The 25,749-nt window shown below is 61.2% G+C and carries 26 protein-coding genes and 1 other RNA gene; 5 read left to right on the top strand and 22 right to left on the bottom strand.

All coding sequences use genetic code 11. The annotated features are described in order from the left end of the window. Positions 1-19 precede the first annotated feature (19 nt). The 10 genes from ASG47_RS16255 to katG form a co-directional block, all read right to left on the bottom strand. Positions 20-1,120: a carboxynorspermidine decarboxylase gene (locus ASG47_RS16255; RefSeq protein WP_061910961.1), complete on the bottom strand. Its 1,101-nt coding sequence runs from the start codon at positions 1,118-1,120 to the stop codon at positions 20-22. 175 nt (positions 1,121-1,295) lie between these two features. Beyond that, the gene (locus tag ASG47_RS16250; RefSeq protein WP_061910959.1) at positions 1,296-1,478 is read right to left on the bottom strand and encodes a hypothetical protein; all 183 of its coding nucleotides are present in this window, start codon (positions 1,476-1,478) and stop codon (positions 1,296-1,298) included. A 191-nt stretch (positions 1,479-1,669) separates the two neighbouring features. Continuing rightward, complete coding sequence (locus ASG47_RS20755; RefSeq protein WP_156464143.1) at positions 1,670-1,825, bottom strand: hypothetical protein; 156 nt, start codon at positions 1,823-1,825, stop codon at positions 1,670-1,672. A gap of 187 nt (positions 1,826-2,012) precedes the next feature. Then, positions 2,013-2,396: RNase P RNA component class A (gene rnpB / locus ASG47_RS16245), an RNA gene on the bottom strand. Between the two features lie 45 nt (positions 2,397-2,441). Continuing rightward, complete coding sequence (locus tag ASG47_RS16240; protein ID WP_061910957.1) at positions 2,442-3,188, bottom strand: J domain-containing protein; 747 nt, start codon at positions 3,186-3,188, stop codon at positions 2,442-2,444. 114 nt (positions 3,189-3,302) lie between these two features. Further along, a complete protein-coding gene (locus tag ASG47_RS16235) occupies positions 3,303-4,127 on the bottom strand; it encodes a hypothetical protein (RefSeq protein WP_061910955.1) in 825 nt (274 codons plus the stop codon). A gap of 123 nt (positions 4,128-4,250) precedes the next feature. Then, positions 4,251-5,147, bottom strand: a complete 897-nt coding sequence (metF, locus tag ASG47_RS16230; RefSeq protein WP_061910953.1) for a methylenetetrahydrofolate reductase [NAD(P)H] — start codon at positions 5,145-5,147, stop codon at positions 4,251-4,253. Positions 5,148-5,151: 4 nt separating this feature from the next. Next, on the bottom strand, positions 5,152-6,102 hold the full coding sequence (locus tag ASG47_RS16225) for an ArsR/SmtB family transcription factor (protein ID WP_211197785.1): 951 nt from the start codon (positions 6,100-6,102) through the stop codon (positions 5,152-5,154). A gap of 72 nt (positions 6,103-6,174) precedes the next feature. Further along, entirely contained in the window at positions 6,175-7,305 is a 1,131-nt protein-coding gene (locus ASG47_RS16220; protein ID WP_061910951.1) for a DUF2336 domain-containing protein, read from the bottom strand. A 153-nt stretch (positions 7,306-7,458) separates the two neighbouring features. Next, complete coding sequence (gene katG / locus ASG47_RS16215) at positions 7,459-9,684, bottom strand: catalase/peroxidase HPI (protein ID WP_061910949.1); 2,226 nt, start codon at positions 9,682-9,684, stop codon at positions 7,459-7,461. A 93-nt stretch (positions 9,685-9,777) separates the two neighbouring features. Here katG and ASG47_RS16210 point away from each other — a divergent pair, with 93 nt between their 5' ends. Further along, a complete protein-coding gene (locus tag ASG47_RS16210; protein WP_061910947.1) occupies positions 9,778-10,692 on the top strand; it encodes a hydrogen peroxide-inducible genes activator in 915 nt (304 codons plus the stop codon). Positions 10,693-10,767: 75 nt separating this feature from the next. Further along, entirely contained in the window at positions 10,768-11,277 is a 510-nt protein-coding gene (locus tag ASG47_RS16205; RefSeq protein WP_061910945.1) for a nuclear transport factor 2 family protein, read from the top strand. A gap of 5 nt (positions 11,278-11,282) precedes the next feature. On the opposite strand, the gene rarD is transcribed toward ASG47_RS16205, so the two are convergent. After that, positions 11,283-12,233 carry an EamA family transporter RarD gene (rarD, locus tag ASG47_RS16200; RefSeq protein ID WP_082511795.1) on the bottom strand — a complete coding sequence of 317 codons (951 nt, stop codon included), beginning with the start codon at positions 12,231-12,233 and terminating at the stop codon, positions 11,283-11,285. A 185-nt stretch (positions 12,234-12,418) separates the two neighbouring features. Here rarD and ASG47_RS16195 point away from each other — a divergent pair, with 185 nt between their 5' ends. Further along, positions 12,419-12,868: a host attachment protein gene (locus ASG47_RS16195; protein ID WP_061910943.1), complete on the top strand. Its 450-nt coding sequence runs from the start codon at positions 12,419-12,421 to the stop codon at positions 12,866-12,868. A gap of 67 nt (positions 12,869-12,935) precedes the next feature. Here the strand turns inward: ASG47_RS16195 and ASG47_RS16190 are convergent, their stop codons facing one another. From ASG47_RS16190 to ASG47_RS16140, 11 genes are all read right to left on the bottom strand, one after another. Beyond that, a complete protein-coding gene (locus tag ASG47_RS16190) occupies positions 12,936-13,796 on the bottom strand; it encodes an alpha/beta fold hydrolase (protein ID WP_061910940.1) in 861 nt (286 codons plus the stop codon). Further along, complete coding sequence (locus ASG47_RS16185; RefSeq protein WP_061910939.1) at positions 13,796-14,119, bottom strand: hypothetical protein; 324 nt, start codon at positions 14,117-14,119, stop codon at positions 13,796-13,798. The genes ASG47_RS16190 and ASG47_RS16185 overlap by 1 nt, the downstream gene beginning before the upstream one ends. Continuing rightward, positions 14,116-14,454: a hypothetical protein gene (locus ASG47_RS16180; RefSeq protein ID WP_061910937.1), complete on the bottom strand. Its 339-nt coding sequence runs from the start codon at positions 14,452-14,454 to the stop codon at positions 14,116-14,118. The genes ASG47_RS16185 and ASG47_RS16180 overlap by 4 nt, the downstream gene beginning before the upstream one ends. A 125-nt stretch (positions 14,455-14,579) precedes the next feature. After that, positions 14,580-14,948, bottom strand: coding sequence for a response regulator (locus ASG47_RS16175; protein WP_061910935.1), 369 nt, complete (start codon positions 14,946-14,948; stop codon positions 14,580-14,582). Continuing rightward, positions 14,941-16,386, bottom strand: a complete 1,446-nt coding sequence (locus tag ASG47_RS16170; protein ID WP_061910933.1) for a sensor histidine kinase — start codon at positions 16,384-16,386, stop codon at positions 14,941-14,943. The genes ASG47_RS16175 and ASG47_RS16170 overlap by 8 nt, the downstream gene beginning before the upstream one ends. A 94-nt stretch (positions 16,387-16,480) precedes the next feature. Then, positions 16,481-17,050 carry a DUF6969 family protein gene (locus ASG47_RS16165; protein ID WP_413813471.1) on the bottom strand — a complete coding sequence of 190 codons (570 nt, stop codon included), beginning with the start codon at positions 17,048-17,050 and terminating at the stop codon, positions 16,481-16,483. Continuing rightward, positions 17,047-17,463 carry a hypothetical protein gene (locus ASG47_RS16160; protein WP_061910929.1) on the bottom strand — a complete coding sequence of 139 codons (417 nt, stop codon included), beginning with the start codon at positions 17,461-17,463 and terminating at the stop codon, positions 17,047-17,049. Before ASG47_RS16160 ends, ASG47_RS16165 begins: the two co-directional genes overlap by 4 nt. Then, positions 17,460-18,674 carry a YeeE/YedE family protein gene (locus ASG47_RS16155; RefSeq protein WP_061910927.1) on the bottom strand — a complete coding sequence of 405 codons (1,215 nt, stop codon included), beginning with the start codon at positions 18,672-18,674 and terminating at the stop codon, positions 17,460-17,462. The genes ASG47_RS16160 and ASG47_RS16155 overlap by 4 nt, the downstream gene beginning before the upstream one ends. Before the next feature lie 94 nt (positions 18,675-18,768). After that, positions 18,769-19,674: a sulfurtransferase gene (locus ASG47_RS16150; RefSeq protein WP_082511793.1), complete on the bottom strand. Its 906-nt coding sequence runs from the start codon at positions 19,672-19,674 to the stop codon at positions 18,769-18,771. Between the two features lie 179 nt (positions 19,675-19,853). After that, positions 19,854-21,509: an energy-dependent translational throttle protein EttA gene (ettA, locus tag ASG47_RS16145; RefSeq protein WP_061910925.1), complete on the bottom strand. Its 1,656-nt coding sequence runs from the start codon at positions 21,507-21,509 to the stop codon at positions 19,854-19,856. Positions 21,510-21,627: 118 nt separating this feature from the next. Continuing rightward, positions 21,628-22,716 (bottom strand): cache domain-containing protein, encoded by a 1,089-nt coding sequence (locus ASG47_RS16140; RefSeq protein WP_061910923.1) that lies wholly within the window; start codon positions 22,714-22,716, stop codon positions 21,628-21,630. 262 nt (positions 22,717-22,978) lie between these two features. Here ASG47_RS16140 and ASG47_RS16135 point away from each other — a divergent pair, with 262 nt between their 5' ends. Together ASG47_RS16135 and ASG47_RS16130 are read left to right on the top strand one after the other, a co-directional pair. Continuing rightward, the gene (locus tag ASG47_RS16135; RefSeq protein ID WP_061910921.1) at positions 22,979-24,328 is read left to right on the top strand and encodes a M16 family metallopeptidase; all 1,350 of its coding nucleotides are present in this window, start codon (positions 22,979-22,981) and stop codon (positions 24,326-24,328) included. Further along, positions 24,325-25,671: a M16 family metallopeptidase gene (locus ASG47_RS16130; RefSeq protein ID WP_061910919.1), complete on the top strand. Its 1,347-nt coding sequence runs from the start codon at positions 24,325-24,327 to the stop codon at positions 25,669-25,671. Before ASG47_RS16135 ends, ASG47_RS16130 begins: the two co-directional genes overlap by 4 nt. Positions 25,672-25,749 lie beyond the last annotated feature (78 nt).

Genomic DNA, 25,749 nt, shown 5'->3' with positions numbered 1-25,749 from the left:
GGATATTGCCCAGCCTCGATCAGGAGAGGCTGGAGACGTAATCGGCGTAACCGAACTCGCGAATGAGTTCGACTGCGCCATTTTCTCGTCGAATGGCGATCGCTGGCATGGCAACGCCATTGAACCAGTTCTTCTTCACCATCGTGTAGCCACCCGCATTGAGGAGGGAAATACGGCTGCCCACATCAAGCGGCTGCGGAAAATCGAATTCGCCGAAGATATCGCCGGCGAGGCACGACTTGCCGGCGATGATGTAACGATGCGCACCCGCGTTTGGTGCCACGGCTGCATCCTGTCTATATACGAGCAGATCCAGCATATGGGCTTCGACGGCGCTATCGACAATGGCGATGGCTTTTCCGTTGTCGACGACATCGAGCACGCTGACCTCAAGCGAGGTGGTATCGGTCACGACGGTATCGCCCGGCTCGAGATAGACCTGGACGCCGAACCGCGCGGCGAAAACGCGCAATCGCGCGGCCAATTCCTCGATCGGGTAGCCGGGCTTGGTGAAATGAATGCCGCCACCGAGGCTGACCCAATCGAGCCGCTCGAGGAAGTGGCCGAGCTTTGCTTCGATCTCGTCCAGAAGAGCCGAAAAGGCTTCGAGCGAGTCGTTCTCGCAATTGCAGTGGAGCATGAAGCCCGAGACATTTTTCATCGCCGCTTCGATACGGCCATGATCCCATTCGCCGAGGCGACTGAAGGCGCGGGCAGGATCGGCGAGATCGAAATGGGAATGGCTGACGCCGGGATTGACGCGCAGCCCGATCGGCAGATGCCCCGCGCGATCGGCATAGCGCTTTAGCTGAGACGAGGAATTGAAGATGATCTTGTCGGCATTTGCGATCGATTCGTCGATCTCGTCATCGGACCACGCGACCGAATAGGCATGCGTTTCGCCAGCGAACTTCTCGCGTCCGAGCTTTACCTCGTTAAGCGAGGACGAGGTCGTGCCATCCATATGTGGGGCGATTTGCGGAAAGGCGGCCCAGGTCGCAAAGCATTTGAGCGCAAGGAGGCATTTGGCGCCCGATGCGGCGCGCAACTGGTCGATCAGCGCAAGGTTTCTCGCCAGCGCAACTTCGTCGATCAAATAATGCGGGGTGGCCAGAGGCATCGCGCTCAACTCCAACAGCGTGTGCCGCCGGATATGCGGCGGAAACCAAAGGCATCGCCATAAAGCGATGATCCGTCATGTGCAAGAGTAAGGCCTGCCGCACCCTGCCCTGCACACAACGAAAAGCCCCCAGACTTTCGTCGAGGGGCTTCCAAGGATGAGAGGTCGAACGACCTTAGACGACGTTGATGATCCTCACGGGTTCAGCGCCCGTCGTGGGCGACAGACTCTCGGTGACGCAAAGCGATACGTCCTTGAAATAACAATTGCTCGGGTCCGACACCGACGCAGCAAAGCTCGGCGCGGCAACAGAGGCACCGAAGGCAACGGCGATCAGAGTGGCGAGAACGATTTTCATAGTTGTTAGACCCGTGTTTGACTTGAGCCAACACCTAGGGCCGTCGATTTTCTAAAACCTTACCGGCAATAGAAAAATTGTCCGAGACGGCCCAGATCAAGTGGTCATGGTAAACCAAAGATCGAGCCGTCAGCAGACAGTTCCGGGCGAAAGCCCGAAGCATAAATCACGTCAGCAGAAGCTGGGAAAACTTACGAGTTTTCGCCAGTTGTGGGCGAGAGCGATTCAGTGGTGCAAAGAGCCTTGTCCTTGAACACGCAGTTCGCGCCGGAGGTGGCAGCGAAGGATGGGGTGGCAACGCCGGCAACGACGAGCGAGGCGATTGCGAGAGTGATGATCTTCTTCATTTGGAGGTCTCCGTTGGTGTGTTGTTCACGAGACAGAGAATGCGCCGCCAGCATTGCATGAACATTGCATGACAGAGAAAAAGATGATTAAAATCATGAACTTACGGCAATGCGCTGCAATCTTCGCGCAATGTAGATTAAGCCCGGTTCAGCCCCGAGGCGAAACTGTGGCATGTATGGAAGAGGCAACGCCAGTTGACCTATAAGCCGGGTTCTGTAGGGCCGCGTTGCCGCGACGTGGTGACCATTCATCTGAGGCGCCTGTTGCCAGGCCACTCGTGCAACCAACCCGGATGACATGGCCTCAAAACCGGCTGGGGCTAGCCCCGCGTCATCCCTATTTGGTCTTGCTCCCGGTGGGGTTTACCGTGCGGCCTCTGTCGCCAGCGGCCCGGTGCGCTCTTACCGCACCCTTTCACCCTTACCCCGGCATGCCGGGGCGGTTTGCTTTCTGTGGCACTTTCCCTGGGGTCGCCCCCGGCGGCCGTTAGCCGTCACCGTGTTTCGAAGGAGCCCGGACTTTCCTCCAGCATGAAGTTACCCTCATGCCAGCGGTCACCCGGTCAACTGGCGCGCCGATGTAGAGGGGCGCCCTGCTCCGCGTCAAGCGCGAAGATCAGGCAATCAGCGGCTGGGGCTTTGGCTTGGTGATCGCCTGATAGGCAAGGTTGATTGCGGCCATGCGCGCTGTCGCAACATCGATCAGCTCGCCGGGTACGCCCTTGGCGATAAGCCGATCGGGGTGGTGCTCGGCCACGAGCAGGCGATAAACCCGGCGCACCTCTTCGGGCGGCGCATCATGCGACAGGCCGAGCACGATATAGGGATCGACGCCCTCTTCCAGCATGACGTGCTGGGACGCAATCTGCTCGAACCTTACTTCGTCGAAGCCAAAGATCGAACTCACAGAGCGCAGGTAATCGAGCTCGGCCTCATGCACGAGCCCATCAGCCGTCGCGATAAAAAAAAGGCCATCAAGCACGTGCTCGAGTGTTTCCGGAGAATCCGAGAAAAACCGGGCCACCTTTCGGGCGTAGGATTCGTAGCCCGAGACATCTTGCTTGGCGAGATTGAACAGCCGTTCGACCTGCGGCTCCTGGCCCTTGGTGATCTCGACGGTCGCGTTGAACGCGCGCACCTCGGATGCTGTCACGGCACCATCGGCAACCGCCATCTTGGCCGAGAGCGCGATCAAGGCCAGAGTGAAGGCCGCATCACGGCCGCCCGGCAGCCAAGTGTCCGGATCAAGAATATTGGCGATGTGACCGACAACGCCGGTGCGCTGCGAAAACGAGCCGAGGAAGCTCGCCAGCTTGTGCCAGATATCCCGATTTTCTTCCGCTTTGCGTACGCAGCACAGCATGGGTCTGCCTTTTGTTGTCGCCGAGTCCGCCTCGGCGACGAGCGCGAATATTAAACCCAAGCAGATTGCCGGTCCATTGCGGCGATTGCATGCAAGCTGACCGGCTAAGACAGATCAGTACGGGAGATAGATAACGTCGTCCTCATAACGACCAACCGGCCGATCGCCCTGCGGCACTTGATCGAGCCAGACGCCGTTCGAATCGTATCCATATGCAGGAACAGGGGCGGGCGGCACGTTCTGCTGCACGGTATAATTGGCGGTGCTGCGACGATTGCGGTTGGCTAGAAAATCCGAGAGGGGGCCGGACTCCCAAGTGTTGAGATCATCCGCGGTGACAAAGTCATTCTGCGTCTGCTGTGCCTGAGGCAGGCTCGCTGGCGGCAAATTTGCCGGCACGGTCGGCTGATCGATGATCAGCGGCTGATTGGAGGCCAAAGGCACCGTAACAGGGCGCGGACGCATCGAAAGCGGCATCGGCATTGGTGCGGTCTTGGCGGGCAAGGCTGCAACCTGCTGATCTGGCGTCGTGATCGTCGGGCGGGCCGGAGTCGCAGTCGGCGTCGATGCCTGGGCCGGCTGGGTCGGCTGCTGGGTCGCAGGCGCCACTGCAGCAGGTTTTGCTGGCGTTGCGGCAACCGGCTTCGCAGGCGATGCAGGCGCGTCGCCGCCAGTGATATAGCTCGGCAGTGGCTTGCCCGATTGCAGCATGCCGCCAACCGGATCGGCATTGGCAACAGACTGCGGTTTCGTCGTCGACGTCGCGGCGGGCTTGGCCACATTGGCCACCGGCGCTTCGGCCTCGGCATCAACGACGGCAACGCTCGGCCTGCCGGAATTGCCAAATGATCCCGTGAGATAATCGGCGGTCGGAACGCCAATAACAAGCAGGGCACCGGCCCAGGCGAGGCCATTGGTCAGGCGGCGATCCAGTTTCATAAGTCTCTGCGGCTCCGAATTCCGTCGCGATTTGCTCGCCGTTCAAGGCGAACTTGGTGGCCATTTTATGAACCACTGCATCACAACATATTGCCCGACTTAAGGTGAACGCCGTCTGAACGATCAGTCTGGACGGCGGCCGAGGAGCCGTGCGAGCGCCAAAACCAGGTTGGAACGGTTTAGCGTATAGAAATGAAATTCCGTGACGCCTTCGTCCAAAAGCTCGGTCACCTGCTCGGCCGCGACGGCCGCCGCAACCAGCGCGTGGGTCTCGGGATCATCGTTGAGCCCTTCGAACCGCTCTGCCAGCCAATCAGGGATCGACGCACCGCACCGGGCCGCAAAACCCGAGATTTGCTTGAAGGAATGGATCGGCTGGATACCCGGCACGATCGGCGCGGTGATGCCTGCCTTGCGGGCGCGCTCGACAAACCGCAGGTAATCAGAATTGCGGAAGAACATCTGCGTAATGGCGCGATCGGCCCCGTTGTCGATCTTGCGCTTCAGATTGTCGATATCGGCTTCCCAACTGGGGCTTTGCGGATGCTTTTCAGGATAGGCAGCAACGGAAATGTCGAAATCGCCGAGCTTCTTGATTCCGGCGACGAGATCGGCCGCGTTCTGATAGCCATCGGGATGCGGCACGAAGGGCTGGCCGACGCCCTCTGGAGGATCGCCACGCAGCGCCACGATGCGCTTGACACCGACCTCCTGAAAGCCGCGGATGACCTCGTTGATTTCATCGCGCGTTGCGCCAACGCAGGTGAGATGCGCTGCGGCAGGCACGCCGGCATCCGTCGTGATGCGCCGCACCATGCGCAGCGTGCGCTCGCGCGTTGAGCCGCCTGCCCCATAGGTCACCGAGACGAAGCGCGGCTTGAGCGGGGCAAGCTTGCCGATCGATTCCCAGAACTTTTCTTCCATCGCATCGGTCTTGGGCGGGAAGAACTCGAATGAAATCTGCAGGTCCGGACGCTGGTCGGCGGTCTGGCGGCTGGCTCGGCTTTCGTCGGCAATCATGGCTCTATTCCGTTTTCTCGCGGTCCTGGAGGTGCCAGAGGCACACGGTCAGGCCGTCCTTTTTGTTTTTGCTGGGAAACTCGCGGACCGATCGAACCTCTAATCCGGCGGTCTCGGCCCAGCCCGTCATCTGCTCCCGCGAGAGACCAAGGCGGCGATGGGCATGTTCGGTGCGCAAGAATTCGAGATCGTGGGGCGCGAAGTCGACGATAAGGATTTCGCCGCCCGGCGTCAGCATGCGCCGCGCCTGAGCCACCATCCGGCCCGGATCATCAAAATAATGCAGCACCTGATGGATGACCACGACGTCGGCGAGACCGACGGATGGATCGAGCGACCCAATATCGCCCAAGCGCACTTGCGCATGTGTGAGCCCTGCCGCGGCTAGGCGCGATCGAGCCACAGCCAGCATCTCCCGGCTCGAATCGACGCCTATGGCGCGCTTATAGGCCGGTGCCAGCAGTTCCAGCATGCGCCCGGTGCCGGTGCCGAGATCGAGCAGCAGATCGACGACCCGCCCGGCCATGGCCTCGAGCAAAGCGGCTTCCACCGCTTCTTCGGGCACGTGGAGGGTTTTCAGCAGATCCCAGCTATCAGCGACCTTGGCAAAGTACGCGGTTGCCAGCGCCTGTTGATCGGCCAAAGCTACCGCCTGCCGGTTGCGATCGCGGCTATAGGCGGGGTCCGTCGGGTCGATGCGTGCAACCAGCCACCGCGCCAGTTCCGCGCCGTCTCCGTGGGGTGCGAGGCCATAATAGGCCCAGGCGCCTTCCGCATGGCGCTGCACCAGCCCTGCATCGGCCAGAAGCTTGAGGTGGCGGGAGACGCGAGGCTGCGACTGATCGAGAATTTCCGTCAGGTCCTTGACGGAATGGTCGCCATCGGCGAGCAAGGAGAGAAGCCGCAAACGCGTGCTCTCCCCCGCAGCCTTCAAGATATTGACCAGACTAGACACGCCAGACGAACTCCGGATGATATAAAGATATCTTTATATCCGGTTCGTGCGGCGGGTCCAGCAGATTTTGCGCTAGGCGGAAAGCGCTTGCGGCTCTGGCGCGGCATTCCGACGGCGGAAACCATGCGTGCGCCAAAGTTCGAAGATGTTGCGCGCTTCAGCCTCGTCGAGCACCTTGAACCGGCTCGCCATCATCGCCTCATGCTCGGGCGTGGGCAGATCACGCCAAGGCAGCGTGGGGGTCAAGGCGGTAAAGAGCTCGGCAGTAAAGCCGGCAGATCGCAGCGCTACGGTGATAGCGGCATAATCCTGGCTCGCGAGCCATTTGACGACGATCTCGGGCTGCACCCGCAGCAAAACCGAGATGGATGCCGCAACGTGGTGACCATAACCAAAGCGGGCAAACCGGGCCAAAGCCCGATCATCGAGCTGCCGGCGTTCGCTGAGGGCGCGCACCTGATTATAGGCCTGCTTCCACTCCTGCGAATTGAAGCCCGCGCGATTGCGCATGCGCTTATAGACAACGGCATTGATTTTGTCGGCCGTGACCGGATCGAAGTGACCCTCGGATTCGGCCAGAGTTTCAAGGACTTTGTCCGCAGCACTCTCGATCTCTCCGCGCAGCGATTTCCAATCGATATCCGAGCGATTGCGCAGATCCTCGGCCAGGTCCGCGTGGTCGGCCGCGAGCGCCACCAGCTTCTCGATCGTCGCGCGTCCGAGTTCAGCCTTTGCATTGCGCACGAGTTGCAGCACCGACTCGGTTTCGCCGTGCTCGACGATGGCGGCCCCTACCCGCTCGGCCACGGCTGCGCGACCGGCAATCGCGGCGCGGTGTGCCTCGGATTGGTTCTGGATGATGTCGATCAGATCATCATCGCTGAGCACGTTGGAGAATTCGAGCAGCGGCCGGGCGACCTCAATGTCGTCATTGGCAAGCTTCAAGACCACCGTCGACGGCGCGCGCTTGAGCGGGGCGAGAACGCGCGCGACATGGGCACGCGCTTCAAGTTCGACCAGTTCGGCGAGAAGACAGAGCGCCTCGTCATATTGGGCAAGCTGCTGGTCATCGCAGCGGTCGGAAACGTAGCTGAACAGCCGCGCCATATTGCGGAACAGCTTGTCGCGCTCCGACTTGCCGTTTTCGCCGTTCAGCCTGCGAATGTTCGCGACGGCACGGTGCCCTTCCTCGAATCCACTCATTCTCTTCTCCGGGAGGGAAATACGATGAGTAGAAACGATGCCGCCAAATCTCCTTGGGATGGCTGAAAGGCAAGTCCGGCAATTAATTCAAATTAACACAAGCTGAATCAAAACGCCCCGGACCAAGCCGGGGCGTCGAAGATTTTCAGAGGCTTAGCGGAGGTCGAACCGATCCGCGTTCATCACCTTGACCCAGGCCGCGACGAAATCCTTGGTGAACTTCGGTGCCGAGTCAGCCTGAGCATAGACCTCGGCAAACGCGCGCAACTGGGAGTGCGAGCCGAAGATCAGATCGACGCGCGTGCCGGTCCATTTCTGGGTGCCGGTGGCGCGGTCGTGGCCGGTGTAAACGCCCTCCTCGCCCGCCTTGGGCTGCCAGACGGTGTCCATGCCGAGGAGATTGAGGAAGAAGTCGTTGCTCAACACTTCCGGACGATCGGTGAGGACGCCGTGATCGTTCACGCCAACCTTGAGGACGCGGAGGCCGCCGAGCAGAACCGTCAACTGCGGGCCGGTGAGACGCAGCAGCTGCGCCTTGTCGACCAGCGCTTCCTCCTGCTGCATGAAGCAGCGGACCTTGTTGTAGTAGTTGCGGAAGCCATCGGCCCGCGGCTGCAGCGCCTGGAACGAAAGGACGTCCGTCTGCTCTTCCGAGGCATCCATGCGACCCGGCGTGAACGGCACGGAAATATCCTGGCCACCCGCGCGGGCCGCCTTTTCGATGCCGACGCCGCCAGCGAGGACGATCAGATCGGCCAGCGAGATCTTTTTGCCGCCCGACTGAGCCGCATTGAAGTCGCCCTGCACGCCTTCGAGCTTGGCAAGAACCTTGGCGAGCTGGGCCGGCTGGTTGACCTCCCAATCCTTTTGCGGCGCAAGGCGAATGCGCGCACCATTTGCGCCACCGCGCTTGTCCGAACCGCGGAACGTGGCAGCGGAGGCCCATGCCGTACCGACGAGCTCCGACACGGTAAGACCGGTGTCGAGAATCTTGGTCTTGAGCACGGCGATGTCGGCGTCATCCACGAGCGGATGATCAACGGCTGGAATAACGTCCTGCCAGATCAGGTCTTCTGCCGGCACTTCGGGGCCGAGATAGCGGACCTTGGGGCCCATATCGCGGTGAGTCAGCTTGAACCAGGCGCGAGCAAAAGCATCGGCGAACTCGGCCGGATTTTCGAGGAAGCGGCGCGAGATCTTTTCGTAGATCGGATCGAAGCGCAGCGACAAGTCGGTCGTCAGCATCGTGGGGCGATGCTTCTTCGCGGTATCGAACGCGTCCGGGATAACAGCATCGTCGGTCTTGGCGACCCACTGCTTGGCGCCAGCGGGGCTGGCCGAGAGTTCCCACTCATACTTGAAGAGGTTCTCGAAGAAGAAGTTGCTCCACTGGACCGGCGTTTGCGTCCAGGTGACTTCGAGGCCCGAGGTGATCGCATCCTTGCCTATGCCCGTGCCGTGCTTGCTCTTCCAGCCAAGGCCCTGGTCTTCGAGATCAGCGCCTTCCGGCTCAGCCGCAACGAGCGACGGATCGCCCGCGCCATGGGTCTTGCCGAACGTGTGACCGCCGGCGATCAGCGCCACGGTTTCTTCGTCGTTCATCGCCATGCGCGAGAAGGTTTCGCGAATGTCGCGCGCTGCCGAAATCGGATCGGCATTGCCGGCCGGGCCTTCGGGATTGACGTAGATGAGACCCATCTGCACCGCGCCCAGCGGCTCTTCGAGCTGGCGCTCACCCGAATAGCGGGAATCGCCGAGCCAGGTGCCTTCCGGACCCCAATAGAGTTCTTCTGGTTCCCACACGTCGGCACGGCCACCGGCGAAACCAAAGGTCTTGAAACCCATGGATTCGAGGGCAACGTTGCCGGTCAGGATCATCAGGTCGGCCCAGGAAATCCGGTTGCCGTATTTCTGCTTGATCGGCCAGACGAGGCGGCGCGCCTTGTCGAGGCTGGCATTGTCCGGCCAGGAATTGAGCGGGGCAAACCGCTGCTGGCCCATGCCGGCGCCGCCACGGCCGTCGGTGATGCGATAGGTGCCGGCGCTGTGCCAGGCCATGCGGACGAAAAGGCCACCATAGTGCCCGAAGTCGGCCGGCCACCAATCCTTGGAATCGGTCATCAGCGCGGTGAGGTCGGCCTTCACTGCCGCGAGGTCGAGTTTCTTGAATTCTTCGGCATAGTCGAAGTCCGGACCCATCGGGTTCGACAGGTCCGAATTGTTGTGGAGCATGCCGATATCGAGCGAGGTCGGCCACCAGTCGCGGTTGCGATGGCCACGACCCTCGCCGCCCCGGCCCTTGCCGCCATTACCACCATGATCGACTGGGCACTTGCCGCCTGACGCGTCGGCGGGAGAATTGGAAAAAGTGTCGTCCATGAGGGGGCTCCTATGCTGCTGAACGGGTTATAAGCAGGTGACAACCATTCGGCCAATCGATAATTCTTTCTCCACCGATAGGAAAAAGTTATCGTGACGATTACGCTCAAGCAGATGAAATACGCGCTGGCTGTGGCACGGACAGGGCATTTCGGGCAGGCCGCCGAGGAATGCGCCGTCTCCCAACCGGCCCTCTCCCAACAGATCCTGTCGCTCGAAACGCTTTGCGGGACACAGCTTTTCGATCGGTTGAAATCAGGCATCCGCCTGACCCCGTTTGGGTGCGATTTCATCGAACGCGCCAAACCTGCGGTAGCTGCTGCAGAAGCGCTCGATGACTTCGCCTTGCGCCGCGGAGGGCGGCTCGATCGGCCGATCCGCTTCGGGCTCATTCCCACGGTGGCGCCCTATCTGCTGCCGGAGATTTTTCCGGCGCTGACCGAAGCCCTGCCGCAGATCAAATTCACCGTCAGCGAGAGCCGCACTGAAGCCATGCTCGAAAGCGTGCAGAGCGGCGCGCTGGACCTGGCGCTGATCGCCTCCCTGCCCCCGCCGGGCGGACCGAAGCTCGCGCTCTTTCCACTGTTCGAAGACCCATTCGTTCTGGCGACATCGCAGTCGGAAATGCCAGATGGGCCCGTTTCGCTCGAGGCTCTCGAGCCTGGGCGTATTCTACTGCTCGACGAGGGTCACTGCTTTCGCGACCAGACTATTTCGGCCTGCCGCCTTGAAGGGGAGCGCTCGACCCGCACTTTCGCCGCGACATCGCTCTCGACGATCGTCGAATTCGTCGCCAATGGTCAAGGCGTGACGCTGCTGCCCCAGATTGCGCTGCGCAAGGAAGCCAGCGACCCGCGCATTGCGGTCCACCGGCTCGACGACCCGCAGGCCGGGCGGCAACTGGCTCTGGTTTGGCGCGAGGCAACCCCGCTGACGGACACATTTGAGCAGATCGGCCGGGTGATCCGCGCGGCACGCACGCACCCTCAGGTTCCTATTAGCCGGTAAAGTGCCTCCTTAACGAAGCGCCTCGTCATATCTAATTCTCTGCGTGGGTCGACCAATGCCGACACGGAGAGAACGATGAATTTGAAAACCAGCATGATGGCCATTGCCCTGGCCGTCACGAGCATCACCGGCGTAACCGCACTCCATGCTCAGGAAGCAGTGGTGGAAGCCGCCGACAAGGATGCGCTCTTTACGAGCACCGATCCGCAGCTCAACGCCAACAAGCAGGTGGTCTACGATATCTTCCGCGTGCTGCTCGAAGCCAACAATTGGGACAAGGCCGGCGATCTGCTCACCGAACGCTATATCCAGCACAATCCCAATGCCGCTTCCGGCCTCGATGGCGTCGTCAAATTCTTCACCGAGACGCTGAAGGTTCAGCCGACTGCGGTCGAGGACAAGATCAAGTCACCGGTCGTCTTCGTGACGGCCGAGGGCGATCTCGTGACCGTCGGCACAGTGCGCACCGAGGACGATCCAGCAAATCCGGGCCAGAAATACACCACAACCTGGTACGACACCTGGCGCATCGTCGACGGCAAGGCCGACGAGCACTGGGATTCGGCAACCAAGATGGCGTTCTAAGACCGCTAAGCGGCGGCGCGGTTGGCACCGCGCTGCCGGAAACTGTCATAGGAAAAGACCGCCAGGGACAGCCAGATCAGCCCGAAGCTGACAAGGCGCGTGCCGTTGAGATGCTCGCCAAACAGCATGACCGCCACCAAAAACTGGATCGACGGCGCGAGATACTGGAACATGCCGATGGTCGTTAGACGCAGGCGGCGCACCCCATAAGCAAAGAGCAAGAGCGGCACAGCGGTCGCCGGACCCGTCAGCACCAGCAGCGTCATCATGGTCGGATCGGCATGCGGTCCCAAACCCTTGGTCGCGATATCGAACGCCACATAAGCCAGTGCAAACGGCGCGGCGACCATGGTCTCGGCGAAAAGCCCGGACGTCGGACCCGATGGCGCGGTCTTGCGGAAGAAGCCGTAAAACCCAAAGGTCAGCGCGAGGCTGACGGCGATGGACGGAAATTTCCCGAGCCCAACCGCTTGGATGCCAATCGCCACCACAGCAATTGCGATCGCGATGGTCTGCAACCGGTTCTGCCGCTCGCCGAGAAAGATCATGCCGATGGCGACATTGACCAGCGGATTGATGAAATAGCCAAAACTTGCTTCCAGCACCTGCCCGGTCTCGACCGCCCAAACATAGAGCAACCAATTGGCGACGAGAAGCGCTGTCGAAAGCGCGATAATCCGCAGCGTCCTCCAATTGGTCAGAAGCTGGCGCACTTCGCGAAATCCTGCACCGACGGCAAGAATGATCCCAAGCAGCACCAGCGAAAACAGCGTGCGCTCCGCCACGATCAGCACGGACCCGACGGAATCGAGCGCGCGGAAGAGGATCGGCAGGAAACCCCAGAAGAGGTAAGCGGCTAAGGCGGCGAGGACGCCATTACGGCTCTGGATGGGATCTGCAACCAAAGGCGCGGCCGTAGTTGCGGCGACTTCGGGAGCCTGTTCAGGCAAGGTCATGGAAGGACTCCGCCCCACTTGGGCGCCAGGCACACCTAGCAGCCAAATAACTGAGCCGCCAATCATAGTTTGTGATCGCACCAACCGCCTTTGCTGATCGGAGACGCCAACCTTTTGCCGTTTGGCTGCGTTTGGTGAGTGGTCCGTGCAATGCGGACCACACCAGATACTTGCAGGAGCAGCAGATGAAAAAGACCGTCACCTGGATCTTGATCGCCGATGGCACCCAGGCCCGCGTCCTCGAACACCATGGACCAGGCAAGGGCCTAACGACCATCAAGGGGCTCGATTGGTCCATCGAACCGCTCCAGAGCCAGGACATCGATAGCGACAAGCCGGGCCGCGGCCATTCGTCGGGCGGCTCTGCCCGCTCCTCCATGGAGCCCAAGACCGATCCGGCTCAGCACCGCGAAGCCGAATTCGTGCGCTCCGTTGCCGCTGTACTGGATAAAAAGGCCCTCGAAGGCGCCTACGACCGCCTCGTCGTGGCCGCAGCACCGATCGCACTGGGTAATTTCCGCAAGGTCATGTCGGACCACGTGAAGAAAACAATCGTCGCCGAACTCGACAAGGACCTGACCAACATCCCGACGCCTGCCATCGACAAACATCTCGATGGCATCATCGCCGTCTGACGCAAAAGGCCGGAGCAAAACTCCGGCCTTTTCTTTATCTTTCAATCTGTTGACTGCATGGGCGGATTCATTCCGGCAGCGGCTCCTCGCCCTCTTCATCCACATCGAATTCGCCTTCATCGCCCGCCAACGCATCGAGAAACTCCTCGAGCATGCGGTTGATCATGGCCGGCTGTTCGATGCTCGGAATATGCGCAGCGCCTTCGAGAACGGCCGCGAATGAATTGGGCATGGTTTCGGACAAATGCTCATGCCGCTCGATCAGTGCGGTGAAATCCTCATCGCCGACGATCAGCATGGTTGGCGCCGTGATCTCCTGCACGCGCGGCCAGGCCTCCGGCTCGCGCGCGATCTGGGTCAGTTCGGGCTTTGCCAGCGCCTTGGCGTTCATATCGAGAAAGAGCTTCCGCGCCTCCCCGCCGACACGGCCGCTCTGTGCGCGCGGCCCATCGAGCCACTCATGCGCCTGCACCTTGTTCATGAACTCTAGATCGCCCCGCTCCCAGGCGTCTTCCTCCACCATCTCGATGGCGCGCTCTTCCTCGGTGGCGCTCCATGGTGCGCCGGTGACCGATGTGCCGATCAAGACGAGGCCGATGACGCGGCCGGGATGGCGCAGGGCAAAATCTATGGCGAGACCACCGCCGAGCGAACAGCCGACAAAAATGGCGGCGTGAATGTCGAAGGCGTCTAGAAGAGCTTCGAGATCGTCGACATGGCTAAAGGGCTCGTCGGGGCTGGTGCTGTCGCCATAGCCGCGCCGATCATAGGCAATCGCGTGCCAGCCACTCTCGGCGGCCACACGCATCTGTTCGTGCCACATGCGATTGTCGCAAACGCCGGCGTGAAGAAAAACCACCGGCAGGCCATCACCAAGCTCGACGCCGGTCAGTTCGGCGCCATCGATCTCAATACTGAATTCGTCCATTACCACGCACAGATTTGGGTTTCGGTCGCATCGCTCACCCAGCAGGCTGGATCTTCTTCGGAGCGAAAATAAGTCCCCGGCAGCGAAACACTGCGACCACCCGGTTCAAAGACAGCACCGGCATAGGCCTGACCACCCTCGATAAAGACCTCGAAGGTGGGCTTGCCTTCGGCAGAAATGCGGAAACTGCCCGCATCGTCGGTGGCTTCAAAGTCGCAATCATATTCGCCGTCATCGGTGGTGAAACAGCGCGCGTCCTTGGCGAAAGCACCCGTGGCTCCTGCGACAAGAACGAAGCACACGCAGGCAACGCGGCCGATCATTGCGACACCGCGGCGCAGAATTTCGTCTCGTCCTTCTGGGACTGCCAGCAACCAGCCTCATTGGCGAGCGGCGCAAATTCGCCTAGCTCCTCTGGCCGCTGACCTGGTGAAGCATCGGCGGCGATCAGATAGCCGAGGCCTTCGCTTTCGTTTACGGCTGCAAAGGCAAATGTCTGGCCATCGGGAAGGCCAAAAGTCAGGCCGCTACCATCGGTTTCGACATCGCAATCGAAGGTGCCAAAGCCGGTAAGCGAACATTGGCCGGTGGCCGCGAGTGACGGTGACGCGAGGGCAAGGCCAAGTGCAAGCGCAGCCCCCGTCAAATAGATGTTCATGCATTCCCCCAGAACGCCGGATCTTTAAGGCCCATTGAGCCTTAACTGTCGAGCTTATGGCAGAAATGGCAGCAGAACCAATGGGTTTTCTTGGATTTTGCGTCGAACGGTAAAAGCGAAGGCGACTATTGCTTGTCGAGCAGCGGTCCGAGTGCGCGTTCGACATCCTGCGGCGAATAGGGTTTGACGATGACGGCATGGCCCTGCCACTCATCGGGAAGCCCATCGCGGCCATAGCCCGTGGCAAACAGCAATGGCACGCCCCGCTCCGCGAGGATCTGCGCGGCGGGAAACACCGTGGTCCCGCCGATATTAACGTCGAGAATGGCCGCGTCGACTTCGCCGACCGTCTTTGCCAATTCGACAGCCTTGTCGAGCCGCATGGCCTGCCCGGCAACTTCGCAGCCGAGATCGGTAAGGATGTCCTCGAGGTTGAAGAGGACCAGCGTCTCGTCTTCGACGACGAATATCCGGCTTCCAGCAAATTTAGCCAAGGGCCAACTCCTGAGCGATGTAGGCGGCCGGCGGAATGACGAGGCGCGCGAAGATACCCGTGGGCTCATAGCGGACATCGAGTTGCCCGCCAAGTTCACCGGTTACGACTGTGTCGAGAAGTCGCGATCCGAAGCCACGACGTGACGGGGCGGATACGGCGGGACCTCCGTTCTCGGACCACTCCAAAACCAAATTCTTTTCAGGATCTTCCCGCCACGACACCGCCACGACCCCATCGGGCACGGAAAGCGCACCGTGCTTTGCCGCATTGGTCGCCAGCTCATGCAACAGCAGGGCCAGCGCGATGGTGCATTTGGAATTGACCACCAGTTCGGGCCCGGCATAGCGCACCTGCGCGCCTTCATAGGCGCTCAGTTCCTGGCAGACGAGCCGGCCGATCTCGGTATCGTGCCAGCTTCGGTCGCTGAGCATGCTGTGTGCCTTCGACAATGCCTGGATGCGCGCCTGAAACGCTTCCCGCGCCTTGATCGTATCGGCGGTGCTGCGCAGCGTCTGCGCGGCAATCGACTGCACGGTTGCCAGCGTATTGTTCACCCTATGATTGAGCTCATCGATCAAGAGACGCTGGCGCCGTGCCGCACGCACGGATTCCGTACGGTCCGTGCCCTGCACGAACACACCGGTGATCTCGCCCGAGGGATCGCGAATAGGGTGATAGGAAAAATCGAGGAACGTCTCCTCTGGCGCTTTGCCCTCGTCGCGCACCAGCATGAGCCGCGCGCCTTCTGCCTGATGCACATAGCCTTCGACGAAGACCCGATCGAGCAATTCGATAAAGCCCTGATCGCGCACCTCAGGCATCGCCTCGCCGACAGAACAGCCCAAAAGGCGTCGTCCACCGACTAGGCGTAGGTAGGAATCCGATGCAAAGGTGAAAACGTGGGTGGGCCCGGACAGAATCGCGAAGAACGCGGGCGCTTGCTGAAACAGCCGGCGGAAATCGGCATTGGCCGCTTCGACTTCGCGCGTGCGCTCGATCAACCGCGTCTCGGCGGAGAGCGAGGTAAACGGCACCGTCGCGGCGGCGCGAATGCGCGCGAATTCTGTGACATCGACCGTGTTCTGCATCACGTATTTCACGGAACCATCGGCATCGAGCACCGGGACATGCACTGCCGTCCAATAGCGGTTCTCGACTTCCCCGCCAGAGCTCCGCGAAATGGGATAGGCCAGATACGCGAGCGTATCGGGCTGGCCCGTGGCCATAACCTTATCGATCGATGCCCTTAAGCGATCGCCGCTCTCTCCTGGATTTGGAAAAAGTTCGAAAACCTTTTGCCCAGCGATTTCGTCGAAGCTGCGACCGGTTGTTTCGAGATAGGCACGGTTTGCCGCGATGTAGCGAAGTTCTTTATCGACGACCATGAACGGGCTGGGGAGCACGTCGAATATGCGTGCGTAGTCAACCTCGCCCATGTGTACCCCATCCCCAGAAAAGCCACGCACAAACCACTTAGCCATTCGACGAAACGCCGAATCCGCGCTGCGGTTCCGCCTAGCGCAAGATTAATTAGACGCTGAAAGAGGACGTGACTTCAAGACTGCGATCGTTATGCACATCGGCATTAGGATGCGCCGCAAGGACTCTATCGCGCTCATTCAGCAGCCCCTCAATCTCCGTCTTGTAAGCGACGAGCACGGCGGTCAGCCAGCGATTGACGAGGTAGGACGGGCTGGGCATGGCCATATCAAAGCGGTCGAGTAATCCGACGATGGTAACAGCATCCGCCCAATCGTCACCGACGACCCACTGGTTCACCGTGAAGAGCCGCAACATCTTGCCGTTCTGATCGACGCCGACGGCGATGAGATGATGGATTGGCCCTTGCGCACCCTTGGGGCGGATGAAGCAATGAAAGTGGCCGTGCTCGCTTGAGCCCTCTTCCGCAGGGTGACAATGATAATACCACTGCGACCCGCTGACGGGATCGAACACATCGCCCGCCGGATAATGATCCCAGGCAGCGATGTCCGATACGCCGCGAAAGAGATCGCTGAGAACGGTGAGACCGCCCTTGGCGAGGATGCTTTCGCAATAGGCGATCTCCGCCAACGCGCGATCCCGCTCGCTGTCCATCAGTTTGCGTCCACGACGAGCTCGGGCGCTTCTTCACCCTCAGGCTTCACCTTGGGTGGCGGCGGCGGTGCGGCTTTTGCCGGCTCGCTCGTCTCCGCAACCGGTCTTTGCGCCGGGGGCGGTGGCGGCGAAGCCTTCTGACTTGTTGCCTGCGGCACGGCTGGCGGCGGCGGAGGCGCAGCCTTCATCGGCGCACCTGCAGCGCATGGAGCAGCGGGCGCCCCGGCCGCACAAGGCGCGACGGCACCCGCGGCGCACGGCGCCGCGCCGGCTGCACAAGGGGCAGCCGAGCCGCTGCTCGCCGCGACCTGAGCGGATGGTCGCGCCGGCACAGGATTGGTCACATGATCATAGGCCACGGCAGCGGTAGTGACTGCGAGAGCCGCGCCGAAAAGCAGAGTGTTGCGCGTGCTCATTTCTTGGCAAATCCATCAAGACCAAAAACCGGCCGCAGCCACACACCCGCGAACGAGCCGACAAAGGCCGCAGCGAACCACAGCCAGCCATGAAGGCTGCCCGTCGCGATACCGGAGAAAAGCGCCCCGATATTGCAGCCGAAGGAGAGGCGCGCGCCATACCCCATCAACAAGCCGCCGATGATGGCCGCAATCAGCGAACCGAGCGGCAGCTTGGCCTTCGGTGCGAATTTGCCGGCAACCGCCGCCGCTAAGGCCGCGCCCAGAACCAGACCGAAATCCATCACCGAAACACTATCGGCCAAGACGCTCGAATTGAGCGCCTGCGCCTGCGCGGGCCAGGTCCAGAACTCCCAAGTACCGATGGGAATACCGACGGCCGAAGCGATCTTGGCGCCCCAGAGCCCAAACCCATAGGTGATCGACCAGGGGTGCCCGGCCAAAAGCAGCGTCGCGATATTGAGAAGCGCCAGCACCAGCCCTGCCCCGACCAGCGGCCATGGACCATAAAGAACCCAGTTCCAACCCTGCCGCGCTGGCGCCGGTTCGGCCTCGATCGAACCGTGGACGCGTTTTTCGATCAGCGCCGTAATCAGCGCGACAAGCGCCAGTACGGCGATCGTGACGGCGAGAGCAAAGGCTACGCCGAGTTCGGCGCCAAGGCTGATCGCGGGCAGCGCCGGCTGCTGCAACCAAAACGGCAAATGCGCCGTGCCCAGCAGCGCACCGACGATAAAGAAAACGAGCGTCACCAGCATGCGCGCCGAGCCGCCGCCGACAGTAAAGAGCGTGCCCGAGCCGCACCCGCCGCCAAGCTGCATGCCAAGGCCAAAAATACCGGCGCCCAAAAGCACCGAGACACCGACGGGCGCCATCGCACCGACCATGGATTGACCGCCGATATTGCCTGCCGCGACGAGTGGGATCATGGCGAGCGCTGCAACGCCGATCGTCAGCATCTGCGCCCGCATGCCGCGCCCGCGCTTCTCGACGACCATACGCTTCCAGCCGCCGGTAAAGCCGAACGAGCCATGGTAAAGCGCGACGCCCAGCCCGCCGCCGATCAGGAACAGCGCGCCCTGACGCAGGTCCACCTGCCAGGTGATGAAGGCAAAGCCGACAAGCAGCATGGCTGCGGCGATGAACAGCGGAGATCGATCCACCGCCGCTGGCGGCAGAAACTTGGGCACGGATGCGGAAATATCGCTCATGATTCTCGATTATTTCGGGTCGTCTAAAAGGTTTGGATGCTGCAGCCTTGCGGTGCAACATCCAAATCCCGATCAGTGATGAAGTGTCGCGATCTTACTGGATCGGACGGGCCGGATCGGCAGCCCATTCGGCCATCGAGCCGTCATACATGGCTGTGTTCTTGTTACCGCCCACTTCATGGAGGGCAAACCAGGCAATCGACGCCCAGTGGCCGGTATTGCAGAAGACGATATTCTTCTCGTCCTTGCCAAGGCCTATCGCCTGTTCGAGCGCAGCAACCGTTTCAGGCTGCGCAAAGCTCGCAAATTCAGCGCTGTAGAGCTTGGAATGCGGCAGGTTGATCGCGCCGGGGATCGTGCCTTCGATCCGCACGACGGGGCTCTTCGACTGGCCCAGATACTGCGCTTCCGGACGTCCATCGATCAGCTTGGTACCTGCAGCCAGCGCCGCTTCCACATCAGGCGTCGTAGCGCGCAGTTCCGGACGCACATTGACCGGGAATTCGGCCTTGGCCGGCACAGCCGCTTCGGCAACGCGCTCGCCGCCCGCCGCATCATACTGGCGCCAACCGCCATCAAGGATCGAAACCGCGTCGTAGCCGAGATATTTAAAGGTCCAGTATACGCGCGTCGCACCGCCGAACTCGGACGAATCCGTGCCCCAGGGCAGGATGATGACATGGTCGTCGCCATCGATGCCGAGATCGCCGATCAGCTTGCCGATCTGTTCGGGCGGCGGGATCTGCGCGGGCACGCCCTCTACTTCGGTGCGCCAGCCATAGCTCGCATAAGGCGCCACCGCCGCACCCGCCACATAAGGCAGATCGCCAAGATCGGTGCCTTCGATTTCGTCGCGAATGTCGATGATCTTCACATTCTCATCGCCCGCATGTTCAAGCAACCACTGAGCCGTCACGAGCGGCGTGACATCCTGAGCATGAGCGAAAACGGGAGCAGCAACGACAAAAGCGGCAGCAGCGGCGAATGATGCGAGACGCACGGCAATCCTCCAAGACATGAATTGGCATGATACTAGACAGGCCAGGTCGAGAAAGCGACGGAGGACGGCCCAAATGTCTCGGCGATAAGACAAAAATGGCCTAATCGGTCGGCCAAAGAGAAAAGATTATCCTCAGGCGCTAAAGAAAAAGGCGCGGTTCTCACCGCGCCTCTTGCTCATTACCGCGTCAGCGGCTTGTACGTCGCCCGCTTCGGGTTCACCGCGTCGGCGCCGAGACGACGGACCTTGTCCGCTTCGTAGTCCTGGAAGTTGCCTTCGAACCATTCGACATGGCTGTCGCCTTCAAAGGCCAACATGTGGGTCGCCAGACGATCGAGGAACATGCGATCGTGGCTGATGATCACGGCGCAGCCGGCGAATTCCTCGAGCGCTTCTTCGAGGGCTGCAAGGGTTTCGGTGTCGAGATCGTTGGTCGGCTCGTCAAGGAGCAGCACGTTCGACCCCGACTTCAGCATCTTGGCAAGGTGCACGCGGTTGCGCTGGCCACCCGAAAGATTGCCGACCTTCTGCTGCTGATCGCCGCCCTTGAAATTGAAGGTGGACGTGTAAGCGCGCGAGTTCATTTCGCGCTTGCCGAGCATCAGCACTTCGTCGCCGCCCGAGATTTCTTCCCAAACGGTCTTGTTGGCGCTCAGCGTATCGCGGCTCTGGTCGACATAGCCGAGGTGCACGTTTTCAGCGACCGTGACGGAGCCGCTATCGGGCTTCTCCTGGCCGGTAAGCATCTTGAACAGCGTGGTCTTGCCCGCACCGTTGGGCCCGATGATGCCGACAATGCCGCCGGGCGGCAGCTTGAAGCTGAGGTTTTCGATCAGCACGCGATCGCCGAACGACTTCGAGATGTTCTCGACGTCAATGACGTTGTGGCCCAAGCGCTCGCCGGGCGGAATGATGATCTGCGCCGTGTGCGACTGGGTGCGGGCGTCGTTGATCTTGACCAATTCGTCATAGGCCTTGAGACGGGCCTTGGACTTGGACTGGCGCGCCTGCGGGCTCTGGCCCATCCATTCGCGTTCACGCTCGAGCACTTTTGCACGCGCTGCGTCTTCGCTCTTTTCCTGCGCAAAGCGCTTGGCCTTGGCATCGAGATAGGCTGAGTAGTTGCCTTCATAGGGCACGCCGCGACCGCGATCGAGCTCGAGAATCCAGCCCGTGACATTGTCGAGGAAGTAGCGGTCGTGGGTAATGATCAGCACGGCGCCTTCGAATTCGCGCAGGTGGCGTTCGAGCCATGCGGTGGTTTCGGCGTCGAGATGGTTGGTCGGTTCGTCGAGCAGCAGCAGGTCGGGCTTGGACAGCAGCAGCGCACACAGCGCCACGCGACGCTTTTCGCCACCCGAAAGATTGGTGACTTCGGCGTCGCCCGGAGGGCAGCCGAGAGCTTCCATGGCGACTTCGACCTGCGATTCCAGATCCCACAGGTTCTGCGCGTCGATCTGGTCCTGGAGCTTGGAGGCTTCGTCGGCCGTCTCGTCCGAGTATTCCATCATCAACTCGTTGTACCGGTCGACGATGGCCTTCTTTTCCTTGACGCCGATCATGACGTTGCCGAGCACGTTCAGCGTCGGATCGAGCTGCGGCTCCTGCGGCAGATAGCCGACCTTGGCGCCATCGGCCGCCCAGGCTTCGCCAGAAAATTCGGTGTCGATGCCGGCCATGATCTTGAGGAGCGTCGATTTACCCGAGCCATTCGGCCCGAGAATGCCGATCTTGGCATCGGGGTAGAAGGAGAGGTGGATGTTATCGAGCACCTTCTTGCCGCCCGCATAGGACTTCGACATTCCGTGCATGTGATAGATGAACTGGCGGGCCATAGGCGAAGAACCTCTTCGACGGTGTTTCGGGAGTTGGCGCCTATGTAGGGCAAGCAGCATTCGGGAGCAACGGGCACGAACCTGTCATTCCGCGCGATGATGCTCTGTATGGCTGCTTTCAGCCCCGGTCCATCCCGAGCTGGCGCCTCAGCGCGTCGTCGGAATCGGTGCGCTGCACGATGACGCCCCACCAGCCGAGGCCATCATATTCCTGATATCCAAGCGTCTGGGCGAAGGCGACAATATCGCCATTGGGCGAGAGGTAACTGCCGCGCTTGGCGCCATTGTTCTGGAGGGAAAATGTGCTGAAACGGTTTTGCGGCCGCGTGGTCGCGATAACACGGCCCTTGGCATCTATCAGCATCACCTCGGTTCGTTCGGCGACCTGTGGCGGCAAGGCTGCTTCGGTCTCGACGATGGAGCGGCCCTGCGCCTGCCAGTCGAAATAGACGCCGAGCGCGCCGACGGCCGATCCATCATTGCGGCCATTGCTGCGCACGGCGGTCGAATAGACCAGCACTTCGCGGCGATCGTGGTGCGGGCTTTCCATCACCTCGCCCACAGCGTACTCGTCGCCCGCCCGCGTTTTCAGGGCTTCGCGAAACCAGGTTTCGCGCGAGAAATCCGCGCCAATGATAGTGCGTGAAAAGGCGGAATTGGCGCTCGCGATCACCCTGCCCCGCGCGTCCGCCAGCACCAGATCGGAATAGACCGAATAGAACCGGTTTATCGCTGCGAGCCGCTGACCGGCAAAATCGCGCGCCGCAGCATCGTCACCCGCCAGCGCTTGCCAAAAGGCCGTGTCCGTCGCCCACCAGCGCACGTCCGCCGTCCGCTCATAGAGATTGCGGACAATGAGCTGGACGAGGGTCTGCGCCAGATCGGTCAGCCGCGCGCCTTCCATTTCATCGACAAGCGTACCCGACATGGTCCGGCCCATGCTGAGCCTTCCAGCCAGCACATCCTGAAACCGCGCCGCGATATCGGCGGCGCTATCAGCGAGCCGCTGGACTTCATTGGCGACGACGGCAAACCCCTTGCCCGCATCGCCTGCCCGCGCCGCCTCGATAATGGCATTGACCGCCAGGAGCTTGGTTTGTTTGACGATCTGCTGATTGCCGATCGAGTAAGTATGGAGTTCGCGGCTGATGCCGTCCATCACGATGCGCATGGCGCGTGGAGAAGCGGGGACTTCCGGCTTGGACATGGAATTCTCGGAACAGCGCGATGGACTGTAATTGAGTCTAACAACTCATGGTAAGCACTGCGTAAATATTTGTTCTATCCCAAATATTTAGCACGTCCAAGCCTGCCCGTTGTTTGATCATCACGCCCAATATCTGCGCTTGTGCGCGTTCATGGCGATCACACGTGATCGTTTCATAAGCAACGGGATTGCCGGTTGCGCTTGTGTCCGATCTGGATAACCTCGCCGCCGCCAAATCCACCGACGGAGAACGCGCCGAACCATGCACCGCCCGATGATTGCCCTTGTGGCCGCCCTATTCACGGCCCTGCCCGTGGCAGCTGAGGAAACTCCGCTGCCTACGGTGAGCCACTTCATGCTCGAAAATGGACTTGAACTCGTGGTGATTCCCGATCGGCGCGCGCCGGTCGTGACCCATATGGTGTGGTATCGCACGGGCGCCGCCGACGATCCGGCGGGGCAATCGGGCGTCGCGCATTTCCTTGAACACCTGATGTTCAAGGGGACGGCGAAATATCCGGCCGGAACGCTCGAAAGCAAGGTCAACGAACTTGGCGGGGAAACCAACGCCTTCACCAATGCCGATGTGACCGTCTATTTCCAGACCGTCCCGCCCGATGCGCTCGCCGAGATGATGGATATCGAGGCCGACCGCATGAGGAACCTCGTGCTGGCTCCCGAAGTCATCGATTCCGAGCGCGCCGTGGTCCTCGACGAGCGGCGCCAGCGCGTCGATTCCCAGCCGCGGACCATTCTCTCCGAAGCGGTCAACGCCACGCTCTACCAGAACCACCCCTATCGTATTCCGGTCATCGGCTGGGAACACGAGATCGAAACGCTGAGCCGCGAAGACGCGCTGGCCTTTTATGATCGCTTTTACGCGCCCAACAATGCGCTCGTCATCGTAGCTGGCGATGTCGATGCCGAAGCCGTTAAGGCAATGGCCGAGACCACCTATGGCAAGGTCGAACGCGGTCCGGACCTGCCGCCACGCCACCGCCCCGAGGAGCCGGCTGCTACCACGAGCCGCACCGTTACCCTTGAAGACGCCCGCGTCTCGCTGCCGAACTTCGCGCGCTCCTGGCTCGTCCCGAGCTATCGCCAGGCCGAAAACGGCGAGGCGGAGGCCCTCGACGTGCTCTCCGCCATTCTGAGCGATGGGCCGCAGAGCCGGCTGTATCAGGCGCTTGTCGTCAAGACCGGCATGGCCGCCCAGGTCGGCGCCGCCTATGGGGGCAGCGCCCTCGACGATGGCACCTTCACGCTCTATGGCGTGCCGCGCCCCGGCAATACGCTCGACGATCTCGAAAAGGCCGTTGCAACCGAGGTGGACGAACTGATCGCCAACGGAATTTCCGAGGCCGAGCTCGAGCGCGTCAAAACCCGCTTCATCCGCAGCACGATTTTCGCCCAGGACGATCAGTCTGCCATGGCCCAGACCTATGGCACGTGGCTGACGACCGAACGCTCGGTTGAAGACGTCGCGCTCTGGCCCGATCGCATCCGCGCGGTAACGCCCGAACAGGTCAAAGCCGTTGCCGTCAAATATCTGCGCCCTGCCGTTGCGGTGACGGGCTACCTGTTGCCTCCTGCCGCGGAGACCAAGCCATGATCGCGATTTTCAAGAATACCCGTCGCGCCCTGCCCGCACTGGTGGCGCCGCTCCTCGCGCTCGCCCTTGCCCTGCCGGCCCAGGCCGAGGTGGCCTTCAAGTCCATCACCTCCCCCGGCGGCATCGAAGCCTGGATGGTCGAAGACTATACCGTTCCCATCGTCACAATCGGCTTTGCCTTCGAAGGGGGCGCCGCACAGGACCCGACCGACAAGGTGGGCCTTGCAACGCTGATGTCCTCGCTGTTCGATGAAGGCGCCGGCGACCTCGATAGTGACGCTTTCCAGATCAAGCTCGATGAAGCTGGCCTCGAAATGGGCTTTTCCGCCAATTTTGACTATTTCGCCGGCTTTGCTCGCATGCTGACCGATCAGAAGGATGACGCGACCAATCTGCTGGCGCTGGCCGTCAACGAACCGCGCTTCGACCAATCGGCAATCGATCGCATGCGCGACCAGATCCTCGCCGGTCTCGCCGCCCGCAAGCAGGACCCCGGCTATGCCGCCGGCCGGTTGTGGAACGAAACGCTCTTCGGCAATCATCCATATGCGCGCCCGCTCGAAGGCACAGAGGCAAGCCTGAAGACAATCACGGCGGACGACCTGCGCCAGTTCCACAAGGATATTTTTGCCCGCAAGACGCTCAAGGTCGGCATTGTCGGCGCACTCGATGAAGCAGCCGCAGGCAAGATGATCGACGCGATCTTTAGCAAGCTTCCGGCTGAGCCAAAGCTGGCTGAAATCCCCCCGGCGCCCCTCAGCTTCGGCCAGGAAGTTGCGGTGGACTATCCTCTGCCGCAGACTTCAATCAACCTCGCCTATCCCGGCGTGGTCGAAACCGACCCGGACTACTTCCCCGCCTTCGTCATGACCGAAATGCTGGCCGGTGGCAGTCTACTCTCCGAGCTCAATGTCGAAGTGCGCGAAAAGCGCGGCCTCAGCTATGGCGTGTCCGGTGGCCTCGTCAATCTGGCCGAGGCCGAAGCGCTCACCATCGGCACCTCGACCCGCCCCGATCAGGCCAACGAGGCCATCGAGGTGATGCGGACGACCCTCGCCAAGATGGCGGCGGACGGTCCCGATCCGGCAGCGCTCGAACGCACCAAGCGCTATCTCGTCGGCGCCTATCCGATCAATCAGCTCCGCTCTTCGGTCGCTATCGCCACGACCATGGTTAGCCAGCAGATCGAAGGCCTTCCCCTCGACTACGTGGTGGAGCGCCAGCAATCGATCGAGGCTGTCACGGCCGAACAAGTCCAAGCCGTCGCCAAGCGCATTTTCGAAGCCGAGCCAAGCGTCCTGATCGTCGGCCCCGGCGCCAAAGAAGAGGACGCTGCGAAGTAGCCCAACCATCGGCTGTCACCCCGGCGAAGGCCGAGGCCCATCCTGAGATCTCAAGATGGATCCCGGCTCAAGGCCGGG

The sequence above is a fragment of the Devosia sp. Leaf420 genome (assembly GCF_001425445.1).
Classification (GTDB): Bacteria; Pseudomonadota; Alphaproteobacteria; order Rhizobiales; family Devosiaceae; genus Devosia.
This window is presented reverse-complemented; position numbering and strand designations above follow the sequence as displayed.